Annotated in this window: 8 protein-coding genes and 5 pseudogenes; 8 read left to right on the top strand and 5 right to left on the bottom strand. The window is 52.8% G+C overall.

All coding sequences use genetic code 11. From position 1 onward, the window contains the following. Positions 1-39 precede the first annotated feature (39 nt). From ribF to ispH, 5 genes and pseudogenes are all read left to right on the top strand, one after another. Positions 40-975: a bifunctional riboflavin kinase/FAD synthetase gene (gene ribF / locus ABDK09_20580; protein ID XAW89199.1), complete on the top strand. Its 936-nt coding sequence runs from the start codon at positions 40-42 to the stop codon at positions 973-975. Between the two features lie 63 nt (positions 976-1,038). Beyond that, positions 1,039-3,887, top strand: a pseudogene (ileS, locus tag ABDK09_20575) (isoleucine--tRNA ligase). Positions 3,888-3,902: 15 nt separating this feature from the next. After that, a pseudogene (gene lspA, locus ABDK09_20570) lies at positions 3,903-4,407 on the top strand (signal peptidase II). Positions 4,408-4,768: 361 nt separating this feature from the next. Next, positions 4,769-5,200, top strand: a complete 432-nt coding sequence (gene fkpB, locus ABDK09_20565; GenBank protein XAW89198.1) for an FKBP-type peptidyl-prolyl cis-trans isomerase — start codon at positions 4,769-4,771, stop codon at positions 5,198-5,200. 28 nt (positions 5,201-5,228) lie between these two features. After that, a pseudogene (gene ispH, locus ABDK09_20560) lies at positions 5,229-6,192 on the top strand (4-hydroxy-3-methylbut-2-enyl diphosphate reductase). A 227-nt stretch (positions 6,193-6,419) separates the two neighbouring features. Here ispH and ABDK09_20555 read toward each other — a convergent pair. After that, a complete protein-coding gene (locus ABDK09_20555) occupies positions 6,420-7,907 on the bottom strand; it encodes a carbon starvation protein A (GenBank protein XAW89197.1) in 1,488 nt (495 codons plus the stop codon). A gap of 425 nt (positions 7,908-8,332) precedes the next feature. Here ABDK09_20555 and ABDK09_20550 point away from each other — a divergent pair, with 425 nt between their 5' ends. Together ABDK09_20550 and ABDK09_20545 are read left to right on the top strand one after the other, a co-directional pair. Then, entirely contained in the window at positions 8,333-8,674 is a 342-nt protein-coding gene (locus ABDK09_20550) for a DUF2799 domain-containing protein (GenBank protein XAW89196.1), read from the top strand. A gap of 22 nt (positions 8,675-8,696) precedes the next feature. After that, positions 8,697-10,487 (top strand): sodium:proton antiporter, encoded by a 1,791-nt coding sequence (locus tag ABDK09_20545; GenBank protein ID XAW89195.1) that lies wholly within the window; start codon positions 8,697-8,699, stop codon positions 10,485-10,487. On the opposite strand, the pseudogene murQ reads toward ABDK09_20545, so the two are convergent. Continuing rightward, a pseudogene (gene murQ / locus ABDK09_20540) lies at positions 10,484-11,426 on the bottom strand (N-acetylmuramic acid 6-phosphate etherase). The gene ABDK09_20545 and the pseudogene murQ sit on opposite strands and share 4 nt — an antisense overlap. A gap of 93 nt (positions 11,427-11,519) precedes the next feature. Next, positions 11,520-12,632: an anhydro-N-acetylmuramic acid kinase gene (locus tag ABDK09_20535; protein XAW89194.1), complete on the bottom strand. Its 1,113-nt coding sequence runs from the start codon at positions 12,630-12,632 to the stop codon at positions 11,520-11,522. A gap of 136 nt (positions 12,633-12,768) precedes the next feature. Here ABDK09_20535 and nagZ point away from each other — a divergent pair, with 136 nt between their 5' ends. After that, on the top strand, positions 12,769-13,758 hold the full coding sequence (gene nagZ / locus ABDK09_20530) for a beta-N-acetylhexosaminidase (protein ID XAW90793.1): 990 nt from the start codon (positions 12,769-12,771) through the stop codon (positions 13,756-13,758). A gap of 36 nt (positions 13,759-13,794) precedes the next feature. Here nagZ and btsR read toward each other — a convergent pair whose 3' ends face one another. Both btsR and ABDK09_20520 read right to left on the bottom strand, forming a co-directional pair. After that, positions 13,795-14,532: a two-component system response regulator BtsR gene (gene btsR, locus ABDK09_20525; protein XAW89193.1), complete on the bottom strand. Its 738-nt coding sequence runs from the start codon at positions 14,530-14,532 to the stop codon at positions 13,795-13,797. Between the two features lie 9 nt (positions 14,533-14,541). Next, a pseudogene (locus ABDK09_20520) lies at positions 14,542-16,219 on the bottom strand (sensor histidine kinase). Between the last annotated feature and the right edge of the window lie 74 nt (positions 16,220-16,293).

Genomic DNA, 16,293 nt, shown 5'->3' with positions numbered 1-16,293 from the left:
CCAATATAACTGAGAACTATAGGTTTTAAGCGTATTCCAATGGAATTGATTCGCGGTATTCATAACATCAAAGCACAGCATAACGGCTGTGTACTGACTATAGGAAACTTTGATGGTGTCCATTTCGGTCATCAACAGGTATTAAATCAGGTTGCTGAGCGGGCAAAGCTGTTTGATCTGCCCTCGGTAGTAATGACGTTTGAACCGCAACCTATGGAGCTGTTTCTGAAAGACAAAGCTCCGGCCCGGTTAACAAGATTGAGGGATAAGTTTGTCCATATCGGCAAGCTGGGTATCGATCGCCTATTGTGTGTGAACTTCAACCACCACTTTGCCAACATCGAAGCGGAGGCATTTATCCGTGACTTGTTGGTGGCCCGATTGGGTGTTAAGTTTCTGGTGGTTGGCGATGACTTCCGCTTCGGCCGTGGCCGTAAAGGTAACTTTGCCATGCTTGAGCAGGCCGGTTTACGTTACGGTTTTGAAGTGGTCAGTACCCAGAGTTTCTGTTTACAGCAGATGCGGGTCAGCAGTACTGCGATTCGTGAAGCTTTGGCCAGTGATGAGCTGGACAATGCGGCACATATGCTGGGGCGTCACTATAGTATCAGTGGGCGTGTCTCGCATGGTCGCAAACTTGGCCGGACGATAGGCTTTCCTACGGCTAATATTCCGCTCAAGCGCTGTGTATCACCGGTTTCCGGTGTGTATGTGGTGCAAGCGTACGGCTTGGGCGAACAACCGGTCGGCGGTGTGGCTAATATTGGCCAGCGCCCGACAGTCAACGGGGTTCGTCAACAGTTAGAAGTGCATTTATTCGACTTTCAGGGCAATTTATATGGCAAGCAGCTGGAAGTCGCGCTTTTACACAAGCTGCGCAATGAGCACAAATTTGAGTCTTTTGAGGCTCTGAAACAGCAAATAGAATTGGATGCTGAGGCAGCAAGGGTGTGGCTGCGTCAGCTTAAGGGTTAACCGGTTGATTCCACCGGATACCATAATGTCTAACTTCGCCCAATATAACGGAATTAAGAATCGATGAGTGAGTATAAAGATACCCTGAACCTACCTGAAACAGGGTTTCCGATGCGCGGTAATCTGGCCAATCGTGAGCCAGAAATGCTTGAGCGTTGGTACAAAGAAGATCTGTACGGTGCAATCCGTAAAGCTAAAAAAGGCAAAAAATCTTTCGTATTACACGATGGCCCTCCGTACGCCAACGGTGATATTCACATTGGTCACGCACTGAACAAGATTCTTAAAGACATTATTATTAAATCCAAAACACTTTCAGGTTTTGACGCACCTTACATCCCGGGCTGGGACTGCCACGGTCTGCCAATCGAACTGATGGTTGAGAAGAAAGTGGGTAAGCCGGGCCAGAAAGTGACCGCGGCTGAATTCCGTGAAAAATGTCGTGAATACGCAGCCGGTCAGGTTGAAGGCCAGAAAGAGGGCTTCAAGCGTCTGGGTATCCTGGGGGAGTGGGATAAACCATACCGTACGATGGATTTTGCTACCGAAGCGAACATCATCCGCGCGTTGGGCAAGATTGCTGACAACGGCCATCTGCTGAAAGGTTTCAAACCGGTGCACTGGTGTACCGATTGTGGTAGTGCACTGGCCGAAGCGGAAGTGGAGTACAAAGATAAGGTTTCTCCGTCTATCGATGTACGCTTCAAAGCGGCGGACCAGGCAGCGGTGCTGTCTAAATTCAGCCTGAGCGAAGGCCATGAAGGTCAGGGCGATATCTCAATCGTTATCTGGACCACGACGCCTTGGACACTGCCGGCCAACCGTGCAGTCTGTCTGCGTGATGATCTGGAATACGTCCTGATCCAAACGGAAGGTGAACAGCCTGAACGTATTATTGTGGCGTCTGAGCTGGCGAAATCTGTCATGGATCGCGCCGGTATCGAGCATTTCCACTTCCTTGGTTTTGCTAAAGGTGCGGATCTGGAACTGAGCCAGTTTAACCACCCGTTTCTACGATTTCACTGTACCGGCGATTCTGGGCGACCACGTGACGACGGATTCTGGTACTGGTGTGGTTCACACTGCGCCTGGCCACGGTCAGGAAGACTTCGCGGTAGGTCAGCACTACGGTCTGGAAGTGGCCAACCCTGTGGGTTCCAACGGTGTGTATCTGTCAGATACTGAGCTGTTCGCCGGTCAGCACGTATTTAAAGCCAACGACTCAGTCATTGAAGTACTGAAAGAGCATGGCGCGCTGCTGCATCACCATGCCTACGAGCACAGCTATCCGCACTGCTGGCGCCATAAAACGCCAATCATTTTCCGTGCTACGCCGCAGTGGTTCGTCTCTATGGATCAAGCCGGTCTGCGTGAGCAGGCACTGAGCGCAATCCAAGGCGTTAAATGGATGCCGGACTGGGGTCAAAGCCGTATTCAGGGCATGGTGGAAGGCCGTCCTGAGTGGTGTATCTCTCGTCAGCGCACCTGGGGTGTGCCAATTGCCCTGTTCGTGCATAAAGAGACGGCTGAACTGCATCCAAACAGTGCGGCTCTGATTGAGCAAGTTGCACAACTGGTTGAGCAAAAAGGTATCCAGGCTTGGTGGGATGTAGATTCTGCTGAACTGCTGGGCGCTGATGCTGACAACTATGAAAAAGTACTCGACACGCTGGATGTGTGGTTTGACTCAGGTGTGACTCACTACGCTGTGGTGGATAACCGTCCGGAGTTTAACGGCGCAGAAGCTGACATGTACCTGGAAGGCTCAGACCAACACCGTGGTTGGTTCCAGTCATCACTGATTTCATCAGTGGCGATGAAAGGTAAAGCTCCGTACAAAGAAGTTCTGACCCACGGTTTCGTGGTTGATGGTCAGGGCCGTAAGATGTCGAAATCGATTGGTAACGTGGTTGCGCCAAAAGATGTCACCAATAAACTGGGTGCAGATATTCTGCGTCTGTGGGTGGCTTCAACCGACTACACCGGTGAAGTCGCGGTATCGGATGAGATCCTGAAACGCAGCGCGGACTCTTACCGTCGTATCCGAAACACGGCGCGTTTCTTCCTGGCCAACCTGAATGGTTTTGATCCGGCAACGGACATGGTGGCACCGGAAGAGATGGTGGCACTGGATCGCTGGGCTGTTGCTCGTGCACTGGCGGCACAACAAGAGATTGTTAAAGCGTACCAAGATTACAACACCCACGCAGTGGTGCAACGTCTGATGCACTTCTGTTCTATCGAAATGGGCTCTTTCTACCTGGATGTGATCAAAGACCGTCAGTACACCGCGAAACTGGGCAGTAATGCACAGCGCAGCTGTCAGACGGCGCTGTACTACATCGTCGAAGCTCTGGTTTCGCTGGATGGCACCTATCATGTCGTTTACCGCCGATGAGATCTGGAATGACATGCCGGTTAACCAGCCAAACGGTGAAGCCCGCGATAAATTCGTGTTTGTCAGCGAATGGTATGAAGGCCTGTTCGCTCTGAACGATGGCGAAGAGCTCAACAACGAATTCTGGACTGAAATCCAGAAAGTTCGTGGCGCAGTAAACAAGTTGCTGGAAAGCGCGCGTAACGAGAAAACCATTGGTGGTTCTCTGCAGGCGGAAGTGACTCTGTTCGCCAGCGATGAACTGGCGGCGACCATCAATAAACTGGATGACGAACTGCGCTTTGTTCTGCTGACCTCACAAGCGAGCGTAAAACCGCTGGCTGAGAAGAGCGATGCGGCTCAGGCGACCGACATTGACGGCCTGTTCGTTCAGGTAAGCAAAACTGAAGCTGAGAAGTGTGACCGTTGCTGGCACCACACTCCGGAAGTTGGCACGATCAAAGGTCATGAAACTATTTGTGGTCGTTGCGTGTCCAACGTTGAAGGTGACGGTGAAGTCCGTAAATTTGCTTAATCAAAGATAGGTTGCATGACGCAAGTACTTACACTTAAACAATCGGGAGTCCGCTGGCTGTGGCTGGCGCTCCTTGTCTTCGTTGCGGATATCGGCATCAAGCTGGTAGTAATGAACAGTATGGGGTTTGGCTGGGAGAAACCGGATTGAAGTTCTGCCATTCTTTAACCTGTTATACGTCCATAACTACGGTGCGGCGTTCAGTTTTCTGAGTGACCAGGCCGGTTGGCAGCGCTGGTTATTTACCGGTATCGCCTTTGCGGTGGTCGGTTTACTGGCGTTCTGGATGCGTCGTCTGCCTGCCAGCGACAAGTGGAACAACGTTGCTTACGCGCTGATTATTGGTGGTGCGGTCGGCAACGTGTTCGACCGGGTAGTGCACGGTTTCGTGGTCGATTATCTCGACTTTTTCTGGGGCACATACCACTGGCCGGCATTCAACCTGGCTGACAGCGCAATCTGTATTGGTGCGGTGATGATCATTGCTGATGGTTTCCGCCCTAAGAAACAGACTGCCTAGATGACGAAGTCATAATAACCCCAAGCGCCGCCCGTTGATTCGGGGGGCGCTTTTTGTTATCTAACACTACACAGTTATTTGACACTAAACAGTTATCTGAAACTAAACAGTTATCTGATAACTCTATCTGGCCGGGCCGTTTATCTGCGCGCGCAACAGTTGCTGAGGATTTGAGAGCGCAGCGGACTGCTCGCAGCCTGGATAGCATGGCAAGGCAGTAAGAGAAAGAGTCATACCAGCCATCACACCTCATCAGCAAGAAATGAGGCAATTGGCGGGCCGTCAGCCGCGTTACCGGCGCTGACCGGCACATCTGTAACTGCAAAACGACGCCAATAACCCAACTTAAGGAAGCCTGAACGTGACTACGATTAGCCAAGACTCGGCAGTAACTCTGCATTTTACTATCAAACTTAAAGACGGTTCAGTGGCCGACAGCACCCACAATTTTGGCAAACCGGCCAAACTGGTCATCGGTGACGGCAGCCTGAGCGATAACTTTGAACAGTGTCTGCTGGGGCTGCAGGCCGGCGATAGCCAGTCGATTGAACTGGCGGCGGCTGATGCATTCGGCGCCCCTAACCCGGACAACATCCACTACATGGATCGCAGCAAATTTGTCGGTGACGCGGAAGTGGAAGTCGGCACTATCATGGCATTCAGCGGCCCCGATGGTATGGAAATTCCGGGTATTATTACCGAAATTGCCGGCGATTCGGTCACTGTCGATTTTAACCACCCTCTGGCGGGCCAGGATGTCATTTTTGATGTTGAGATTTTGTCGGTCGAATAACGTAGAATAGCCAGCTTAAAAGAGAACCATGAGCAATCCCATGAAAATACTGTTAGCGAACCCGCGCGGCTTTTGTGCCGGCGTTGACCGTGCCATCAGCATTGTTGAACGTGCACTTGAAATGTATCAGCCACCGATTTATGTCCGTCACGAAGTGGTGCATAACCGTTTTGTGGTTGAAGGTCTGAAACAGCGCGGTGCCATCTTTGTTGAAGAGCTGAGTGAAGTGCCGGATGACAATATCGTCATTTTCTCTGCTCATGGTGTGTCGCAGGCGGTACGTCTGGAAGCCAAAGAGCGTGACCTGACCGTATTTGATGCTACCTGTCCGTTGGTGACTAAAGTGCATATGGAAGTGGCCCGTGCCAGCCGACGTAATATGGAAGTGGTCCTGATTGGCCACGCCGGTCACCCGGAAGTGGAAGGGACCATGGGCCAGTATGCCAGCGAGACCGGAGGCATGTATCTGGTCGAGAAACCAGACGATGTGGTCGCTCTGCAGGCCAAGGTGAAAGACCCGTCTCATCTGCACTATGTCAGCCAGACCACCTTGTCGGTCGATGAAACCGCCGATGTGATCGACAAACTGCGTGAAGTGTTCCCGCAGATTCAGGGCCCGCGTAAAGACGATATCTGTTACGCAACCCAGAAACCGTCAGGACGCCGTGCGAATTCTGGCAGAGCAGGTGGATGTGATGATTGTGGTCGGCTCGAAAAACTCCTCCAACTCAACCCGCCTGAAAGAGCTGGCGGAAAAACTGGGGACGCCGGGCTATCTGACGGATTGTCCTGAGGATATTGATGCCGTCTGGTTACAGGGGGCAAGCTTGATTGGTGTGACGGCAGGAGCTTCTGCACCGGAAGAGCTGGTCAACCAGATCTTAGAACGGATTCAGGAACTTGGCGCGACTTCGGTGGAAGAAGTGCTGGGCCGTGAAGAGAACATGTTCTTTGAAGTGCCGAAAGAGCTGCAGATTAAACAGGTTGATTAAGTGACAGGCTGGCGAGATGCCAGCCTGTTTTCTTTGTGTCACAGCCGCTTTCTATTGCTATTGCTATTGCTATCGTTATGGCTATAGATGTACTGGCAAGAGGTGTGTGGCGCTAAGAGGTTGGGCGGTTTACCAGACAAATGCTAGCAAAGAGCGGCCGCAGCATAACAACAAAGGGCTCCCGAAGGAGCCCTTTTCAGTTGCAGCGTTATTGGTGAGGGTCTGCTTTACGCAGTCTCGGTCGCACCTGCTGCAGGTTTGACTTCGTCAGCCAGGTCAGTTTCGCCTTTGCCTTTCGAAATCTTGATAACGTACACAGTGATAGCCAGGGTTGCCACCAGGCCAATGATGGTCGAGATTTGCATTGGCATGCCAAAGCCCAGAGTACTGTTGTTCAGGATGAAGGTGATACATACCGCAGTCATAAACATGGCAGGGATAGTTGTGATCCAGTGCAGTTTATTGTGACGCAGCAGGTAAGCGGATGCGGTCCACAGCATCATCACGGCTGTTGTCTGGTTGGCAAAGCCGAAGTAACGCCAGATGATACCGAAATCAACCTGAGTCAGAATGCCGCCAATCACGAACAGAGGCATAGCCATCAGCAGGCGGTTACGCAGGGTCTTCTGTTCCATGTTGAAGTATTCAGCCAGGATCAGGCGGCTGGAGCGGAATGCTGTGTCACCAGAAGTGATCGGCAGAATAACCACACCCAGGAAGGCAATGATACCGCCAAATACGCCCAGCAGACCAAATGATGAGCTGTACACTACGTTACCCGGACCACCGTCTTTAATTGCAGCAGACAACGCGTCCAGTGAGCCGAAGAAGGACAGGGCAATCGCACACCAAATCAGGGCAATCACACCTTCACCGATCATTGCTCCGTAGAACACAAAGCGGCCGTTCTTTTCGTTTTCCAGACAGCGCGCCATCAGTGGAGACTGAGTCGCGTGGAAACCAGAGATAGCACCACATGCGATAGTGATAAACAGCGCAGGCCATAGCGGCATATCGTTCGGGTTCATGTTCGTCAGCATGTCGCTGACTTCAAAACCGCCCAGAATCTGGTGCTCGCTTGAGAAAGCGATAGCTGTGATCAGGCCAACTGACATAAAAATCAGCAGGGCGCCGAACAGCGGGTAGAAGCGACCGATAATTTTATCGACCGGCACAATCGTTGCTACGATGTAGTAAGCAAAGATGATGACGACCATGGTGGTCATGTTTACGGTCAGGTCAGTTTGCTCGTTGATCAGGTTAGTGATCATACCAGCGGGTGCCGAAACAAAGACCACACCGACCAGCAGCAGCAGAACAATGGCAAAAATATTCATAAAATGTTTGGCGCCATTGCCAAGATAACGACCAGACAGTGACGGTACTGAAGCACCACCATTGCGGATTGACAGCATGCCGGAGAAATAGTCGTGGGTGGCACCGGCAAAGATACAGCCGATAACAATCCACAGCATGGCGGCAGGACCATACAGTGCGCCCATTATTGGACCAAAGATAGGACCAACACCGGCAATATTCAGCAGTTGAACAAGGTAAACTTTCGGGGTGGACATAGGTACATAGTCGACACCGTCAGTTTGAGTATGCGCGGGAGTCTGGCGCTTTTCGTTGATGCCGAAAACTTTTTCTACGAACGTGCCGTAGATGAAGTAGCCGCCGATCAGGGCTGCGACACAGGTTAGAAACCACAACATAGCGATTGTCCTTTATGATTGAAGTAGGGTGTTATTGAATTAATCTCAGGATGGATACTAAATGATCAACAATCGAGCTTCACCGGGTTTGCCGGTCAGTGGTCGTATAGCGAATTAAGTGGTTTCTGGCACGTATTAGTGGTTTTTAACTGCTGCTCAGCGGCAGCGACAAAGAGTAAGTGGCCGGCCTGGCAGACAAAGGCTGAAACAGCGAATTAGCGCTGTTGGTCACGAATTAACGGCCATGATACGCATTCAATAGCAGTGCGGCCTGGTCGGTGGCACTATAGATTTCAAGATCAGTTTAGGTCTGCTAGCAGTGCCGATTTCAATAGCAGTACAGGTGTTGGCTGGCAGCCCCAAGGGGGGCTTGACAGCCGTGGTAAGGTAACCGATTCGCAGTTAACCGGGTATAAAGGCAAAAAATGAAAACAATACTATTAATGTTGGTGGCAATAGGGCTTTGGGGTTGCTCTGCAACAGAAAACGAACTGGCAGCACAGGGAAACTGGTATCAGATTGGCTATAACGATGGTATTGCCGGTCATACCCAGCGTTCATCTAAAAAACTGGCTGAACTCGGTTCTGCCAGTCAGTCCGATTACCATCAGGGTTATCTGGACGGAGTGAGTGAATATTGTAATCCGGATTTCGCTTACCAGATGGGAGTGAACGGGCAATATTACGAAGGTGTGTGTGAAGGCACCAAGCAGGCGCAACGGTTCCGTATGGAATGGCAGCGTGGCTGGAACGAATACAACAAATAGTCAGGGTTAGGCAATAACAAACATGCATGAAGAGTATATCGCTCTGGCGTTAGCCATGATCGGAGTTGTGGGGTTGGCGTGTCAGTGGTTGGCGTGGAAGCTGCGCCTGCCCGCCATTCTATTTTTACTGTTGGCCGGTATTGTGGCCGGGCCGATTACCGGCTTGCTGCAGCCGCAACAGCTCTTGGGGGAGCTGCTGTTTCCGCTTATCTCGCTGGCGGTCGCCGTGATTCTGTTTGAAGGCAGTCTGACCCTCAATTTTAAAGATATCCGCGGGGTCAGCAAAACGGTGTGGAGTATTGTTTCGCTGGGGGCGCTGATCTCCTGGGGCATTACATCTTATGCCACCCACTGGCTGCTTGGCTTTGACTGGCCGCTGGCCCTGCTGTTCGGCAGTCTGACTGTGGTGACCGGGCCGACAGTGATAGTGCCTCTGCTGCGCACGGTGCGTCCCAATACCCGTTTATCGAATATTCTGCGCTGGGAAGGGATTCTGATTGACCCGCTTGGTGCGCTGTTTGTCGTCATGGTGTATGAGTTCATCGTCTCGAGTAGTGAAACACACAGTTTGCAGGTGTTTGGCCTGATTCTGCTGGTCGGGGTCGGGATTGGCGTGATGTCCGGCGCTGCGGTTGCCTATGTACTGCGCCATGGCGGACTGCCGGAATACCTGCAGCCATTTGCGGTGTTAAGCGTGGTGCTGGGGGTATTCGCCGCTTCTAATGCGATTGAATCGGAATCCGGGCTGCTGACTGTCACAGTGATGGGCATGTGGCTCGCTAATAGCCGCGATGTCAATATCCAGCATATTCTTCACTTTAAAGAGCATCTGACCATACTGCTTATCACCGGCTTGTTTATCCTGCTGGCGGCGCGGATTGATATCAGTGACTTTACTGTTCTTGGCTGGAGTTCACTGGCGCTGTTTGTAGTGATGCAACTGGTGTCGCGCCCGGTGTCGATATTGCTGGCAACCCTGCGCAGTAATCTCAAATGGCGTGAAATCGGTTTTCTGGCCTGGGTGGCGCCGCGCGGGATTGTTGCTGCGTCGATCTCGTCTCTGTTTGCTATCAAACTCGACTCGTTCGGGATGAGCGAAGCCAATCTGCTGGTGCCGCTCACCTTCATGGTGATTATTGGCACCGTGGTATTACAGAGTGTGACTGCGCGCCCGATGGCCGTGGCGCTTAAAGTCGCAGAGCCGGCGCCAAAAGGATTTTTGATTCTGGGGGCCAATGAAGTGGCGCGTGAAATCGGTAAAGCAATCGCGAAATATGAGTGTCGCGTGGTGGTGACCGATTCCAACTGGGATTACATTCGCCAGGCGCGGATGGCGGGGCTGGAACACTATTACGGTAACCCGATCTCCAGTCATGCCGATGAATATCTCAACCTGATTGGGGTCGGTCACATGCTGGCACTCAGTTCGGATAAGCACTTTAACATCATGGCGTGTATGCAGTTTTTATCATACTTCGGTGAGAAACGGGTGTTCTGCCTGCACGACAACGGTAATGGCAATCAGAACGATAAACATGCGGTCGCCGAAGAGTACCATGGCTTGTCGTTTCTCGGCGGTACGGTCAGCTATAAAAAACTGGCCAGCCTGATGAGTCAGGGCGGTGAAATCAAACACACCAAACTAAGCGACAACTTCACCTTTGCTGATTATCAGCAGCAGCATAAAGCCAGTTTCTGGCTGCCGCTGTTTGTGGTCGATCAGCGAGGCCGGGTGCAGATGTGTGCAGATCCGGCCAATTTTGCCGCCAAAGAGGGCGAAACTGTCGTCTCGCTGATTAAGAAAACGGCTTAAGCGCCAGGGCTCTGGGTGTCGTCTTCGTCGTCCATGGCCCGGCGCAGGAAACCATCCGAGTCGGACAGGCGTGTTTTGGCCTGTTCGGCATTCACGCCGGTCAGATACATCAGAATCGCGACTTTGGCATTGTTGCCGCTCTCGGCCAGCAGCGCTTCTGCGACATCGCGTTCGCAGTCGGTGGCCTGCATCACGATACGGACCGCACGAGCCACCAATTTCTTGTTGGTGGCTTTTACATCGACCATCAGGTTTCTGATAGCTCTTACCTAACCGGATCATACTGGCGGTGGTCAGCATATTAAGTACCAGCTTCTGCGCAGTGCCTGATTTGAGGCGGGTGGAGCCGGTCAGTGCTTCCGGCCCGACGACCGGGCTGATGGCAATCTGCGCCAGAGCGGCAATTGGTGAATCGGGGTTACATGACAACGCCACCGTTACTGCGCCCAGATCATTGGCGTATTCCAGCGCGCCAATGACGTAGGGCGTGCGGCCACTGGCCGCGATTCCGACTACCACATCTCGTTGGTTAAAGCCGACAGTCTTAAGATCGTCCACACCGAGCGTCGCTGAGTCTTCAGCGCCTTCGCGTGCTTTGAACATCGCATCCCGGCCCCCGGCTATCAGGCCGATCACCATCTGGTCAGAGACCCCAAACGTTGGCGGGCATTCCGAGGCATCCAGAACACCAAGCCGGCCACTGGTCCCGGCGCCCATATAAATCAGACGGCCACCCTGCTTGAATGCGGCGGTGATTTTATCCACGGCGGCAGCTATATGCGGCAACTCTTTTTCGACCGCCAGCGGGACCAGTTTGTCCTGCTGGTTGATGCGTTCAACGATTTCCAGTGAGGAAAGCAGGTCAATATCCATGGTATCCGGGTTGCGTCCTTCAGAAACCAGGTGGGAAAGGGCAGCCAGCAGAGCATCATTTGTCATTGTTATGGTCCACGTTGTCAGTTAATTAATATTGGTTTGCGCATTGTGTGTGCGATTAAATCAGCGGCGTTCTCACGCCTAACGTTTTCGCGACTAATTAGGCGGATAAATCACCCCGAGTGACGCCAGTTGGCGCGCTCCGGTGACGCTGGGCAGATTACTCGCCAATCCATGTATGCGCCGTTGCGCCAGCCAGGCAAACGCCATCGCTTCCATGTAATCGCCATTCACCCCTTTGCTGGTGGTCGGGGCAACCTGCCAGTCCGGTAACAGGGTCTGTAACCGTTCCATCAGCAAGCCATTCTGCGCGCCGCCGCCGCACACCAGTAACTCGGGGCGAGGGCCTTGTGCGTGTTGGCGCACCTGGTCGGCGATGGTGGCTGCACTCAATTCACACAAGGTGCGCTGCACGTCGGCGGGCGCAGAGTGGTGCCCGGCCAGTTGATGATCGAGCCAGTCGAGATTGAACAGCTCGCGACCGGTGCTTTTGGGTGCCGGCTGGCTGAAATAGCCGGTTTGCTTAAGTTGTTGCAGCAGAGATGTGATTACCTGTCCCTGGCGTGCCCAGTCACCATTACTGTCATAGTGTTGCCCTGTGTGGCGCTTACACCAGCCATCCATCAGCACATTACCCGGACCCGAATCATAACCGGTCACGCTGGCGTCCGGACTGAGCACCGAAAGATTGGCGATACCGCCGATATTGAGAACGACCACGCTGGAATCACCGACCGCAAAGACGGTACGGTGAAACGCCGGCACCAGCGGAGCGCCCTGACCGCCCAGAGCCATGTCTTTACGGCGAAAGTCCGCCACGGTAGTGATGCCGCTGCGCACGGCGAGGATGTTGGCATCGCCAAGCTGGATGGTGAAAGGTGTCGCTCCGGTGGGCTGGTGAAACACGGTCTGGCCGTGATTACCGATCGCGCGTATCTGCTCTGGTTTGGTGCCGCTGGCGGTCAGCAACTGCTCGACGGCATCGGCATACAGGTGACCGAGCAGGTGATCCAAAGTGCCGATCTCTGCCAGGTTGGTAGACTGGCCGAGGCATACGGCCAGCAGGCGCTGTCTGAGTGGGTCAGGCATGGGCAGAAAATCGTGCGCCACTAATTCAATCTGATCGCCGCTCAGGGCAACCAGGGCGGTATCGACGCCGTCCAGACTGGTGCCGGACATAATGCCGATGTAAAGCTCGCGTTGATCCATTATGTTATCCGCTTGTCAGATTATTCGCTCTGCGGAGCGTAACTCGCTAAAAGCCATTGTAATTGAAAAACAAACTGAATAACCTCCTTTGCAATGACAAATTTTTATCATCCCGTTGGATGAATGAGAGGCAATGATGGGTCCGTTGTGGCTTGATGTGGAAGGCTGTGAACTGACAGCAGAAGATCGCGAAATACTGGCGCATCCGACGGTCGGTGGGGTGATTCTTTTTGCGCGTAATTATCACGATAACCAGCAGTTGCTTGCGCTTAATCAGGCCATTCGTCAGGCGGCGAAACGGCCGATTCTGATTGGTGTTGACCAGGAAGGGGGGCGGGTGCAGCGTTTTCGTGACGGCTTTAGTCGTATCCCGGCTGCGCAAAGCTATGCCCGCTCTGCACAGGGTGAGCAACTGGCCGAGCAGGGGGGCTGGTTAATGGCCGCTGAGCTGATCGCGCATGACATCGATCTCAGTTTTGCTCCGGTCCTGGACAAAGGTTTTGAATGCCGGGCCATCGGCAGCCGCGCGTTTGGTGACGATGTGGCGACGGTACTGACTCACAGCAGCGCTTTCCTGCGCGGGATGAAGTCGGTCGGCATGGCGACCACGGGCAAACATTTTCCCGGCCACGGCGCTGTGATTGCCGATTCACACCTTGAGACGCCGTTTGATGAGCGCGACAGTATCGCTGCAGATATGCAGATTTTTGAAGCACAAATTAAGGCGGGCTTACTGGATGCCATGATGCCGGCCCATGTTATTTATCCCCATTATGATGATCAGCCTGCCAGTGGCTCACCTTACTGGCTCAAGCGTGTGCTGCGTGAGCAGCTCGGCTTTGCCGGTATTGTCTTTTCTGACGATCTCAGTATGGAAGGGGCTGCGGTGATGGGTGGTCCGGCTCAACGTGCCAAGCAATCACTGCAGGCAGGCTGCGATATGGTACTGATGTGCAATAAGCGCGAGTCAGCTGTCGCGGTGCTGGATAACCTGGCGATCAGTGAGGTGCCGCAAGCGCAGCTGTTGCGTAAACAGCGCAGTTTCAGCTACCGCGAGTTACAGAGCTCAGCGCAGTGGAAACAGGCCAGCCAGGCGATGCAACGTCTGGTCGAACAGTTTGGTTAAATGGCAAAGGCTCCCGGGTAATGGGAGCCTTTTTCGTCACGACGTTAAAGAGGCGGTTAATGGAAACCCAGCTTCTCTTTGAGTTTCTTTGAGGTAGCGGCGGCTGACCGGTACCTGATGGCCTGAGCGGGTAATAATTTCAGCCAGACCGTTGTCCAGTAATTTAATCTCTTTAATCGCCTTGGTATTGACCAGATACTGGCGATGACAGCGTACCAGCGGGGTTTTTTCTTCCAGTATTTTCAGGGTCAGCTGGCTGGTGGCACGCTGCTGGGAAGTCTGGACATGCACGCCACTGATATCGCTGAAGGCAAATTCGACCTCGGTTGTCGGAACAATCACGATACGGTTTAAGCCGATACAGGGTACCTGATCCAAATTGTTCGGTGCCAGCATGGAGTAATCCTGCGGCTTGCTGATACTGCGTACCAGGCGGGCGATGGTTTTTTCCAGTCGGGCCGGATCAATCGGTTTGAGCAGGTAATCAAACGCATTATCTTCGAAAGCCTGCAGGGCGTACTGATCATAGGCGGTGACAAAGACCACCTTGGGCATGGTTTCCGGATCGAGCATGCCGAGCAGTTCAATGCCGGTGATTTGCGGCATCTGAATGTCGAGAAACACGACCTCAGGCCGTAGCTGGTTGATTTTTTTCAGTCCTTCGATGGCATTGTTGGCCTCGCCAATCACATCAATCTGGCCGCTTTCCGCCAGTAACTCAATCAGCTCTTCACGGGCGAAATGCTCGTCATCAATAACCAGTGCAGATAACATTCTGATTCCTCAATAGGTTCCTTCGTCGGGGATGAGAAAGCTCATTCGGGTATATTTATTATGTTCGACCTCTATATTGAGGCCGCAGTCAGCACCGAATTTGTAACTCAGGCGTTTGGCGACGATCTGCATCCCCAGACCATCGTGATCCTCACTCGGAGCCTGATAACTGCCGGCGTTGTCTTCGACGACGATACGATAGCCGTGCGCTTCTTTAATACTGTAGATGCGTACCTTACCGCCTTCCAGCAGATTGGACGTACCGTGCTTGATGGCGTTTTCCACCAGTGGCTGCAGGGTAAAACTTGGCACGTTGCGATCGAGCAGAGATTCATCAATGGCAATGTCCACATCGAGCCGGTCACTGAAGCGCGCTTTCTCTATGGTCAGATAGGCGTTGACGTGTGCCAGCTCCTCTTTCAGGGTCACGATGCCGATGTTTTGTTTCAGGTTACTGCGAAAGAACTGCGATAAATGCTGAATCAGTTCACGGGCTTTATTCGGATCGCGCCGGATAACCGCACTGATGGTATTGAGCGCGTTGAACAGGAAATGCGGGTTGACCTGAGCCTGCAGCAGTTTGATTTCAGCCCGTGACAGCAGAATTTGTTTCTGCTGATATTCACCATACAGGATCTGACTGGACAACATCTGGGCGATCCCTTCCGCCATCGACATATTGATGGTCGAAAACAGCTTACGCTTCGGTTCGTACAGCTTTATGGTTCCAATGACCCGATCTCCTGCACGCAGCGGGATAATCAGCGCGGAGCCGAGGCGGCAACTGGGAGAGATCGAGCACTGATAAGGCCGTTTCCTTGCCGTCGAGATAAATGATCGCGTTGCGTGCAATGGCATCCAGCGTGCTTTGCGAGGAAATCGGGGTATTGGGCTTGTGGTGGTCGTCACCAATGCCGACAAAGGCGAGAATTTTATCCCGGTCGGTGATGGAGACTGCGCCGACATTGGTCTGCTCATAAACGATGCGGGCAATCTTTTCTGCGTTTTGCGGGTTAAAACCGTTGGCCAGGATCCCGACCGAGCGCTCGGCGATATTCAGCGCGCGGCGTGAAAACGTCGCGGAATACTCTTCAAAAATGGTTTTGCGATCCTGAAGGATACTCATAAACAGGGCCGCGCCGACGGAGTTGGCTATGATCATTGGCGCTGCAATGGTTGAGACCAGGGCATACGCCTCTTCATACGGATCGGCAATCAGCAAAATCAGCAACATCTGGACAATTTCGGCAAACAGAGTGACGGCAAACACTACGCTCGGACTAAATAGCAGGCGGCCTTTGCTCTTGCGCATCAGATAGGTATGCAGCAAGCCGCCGATGATCCCTTCCGCTGTGGTTGAGACCGCACAAGCCAGATCGGTAAATCCGCCGAGAGAGTAGCGGTGGATACCGCCGGTCAGTCCGACCGCAAAACCAACCACAGGGCCGCCGAACAGACCACCCATCACAGCACCGATAGCCCGCGTGTTGGCGATGGCATCGTTAATCTGCAGACCAAAATAGGTGCCCATAATACAGAACAGCGAGAACAGCACATACACACTGAGCCGGTGATTGAAGCGGCGTGAAATGTTCAGTAATGGCAAAAAAATGGGTGTTTTACTCAGCATGTAGGCCAGCACCAGATAGACACACATTTGCTGCAGTAACGAGAGAATTAAATCCATAAAGCTGTTTCATCGCTGGCGGAAAGGAGGCTATTTTAGGGGAGAGTGAGGCAAGAAAACACGCCTCAGACAGC

It is taken from the genome of Vibrio sp. CDRSL-10 TSBA, from assembly GCA_039696685.1.
Classification (GTDB): domain Bacteria; phylum Pseudomonadota; class Gammaproteobacteria; order Enterobacterales; family Vibrionaceae; genus Vibrio.
This window is presented reverse-complemented; position numbering and strand designations above follow the sequence as displayed.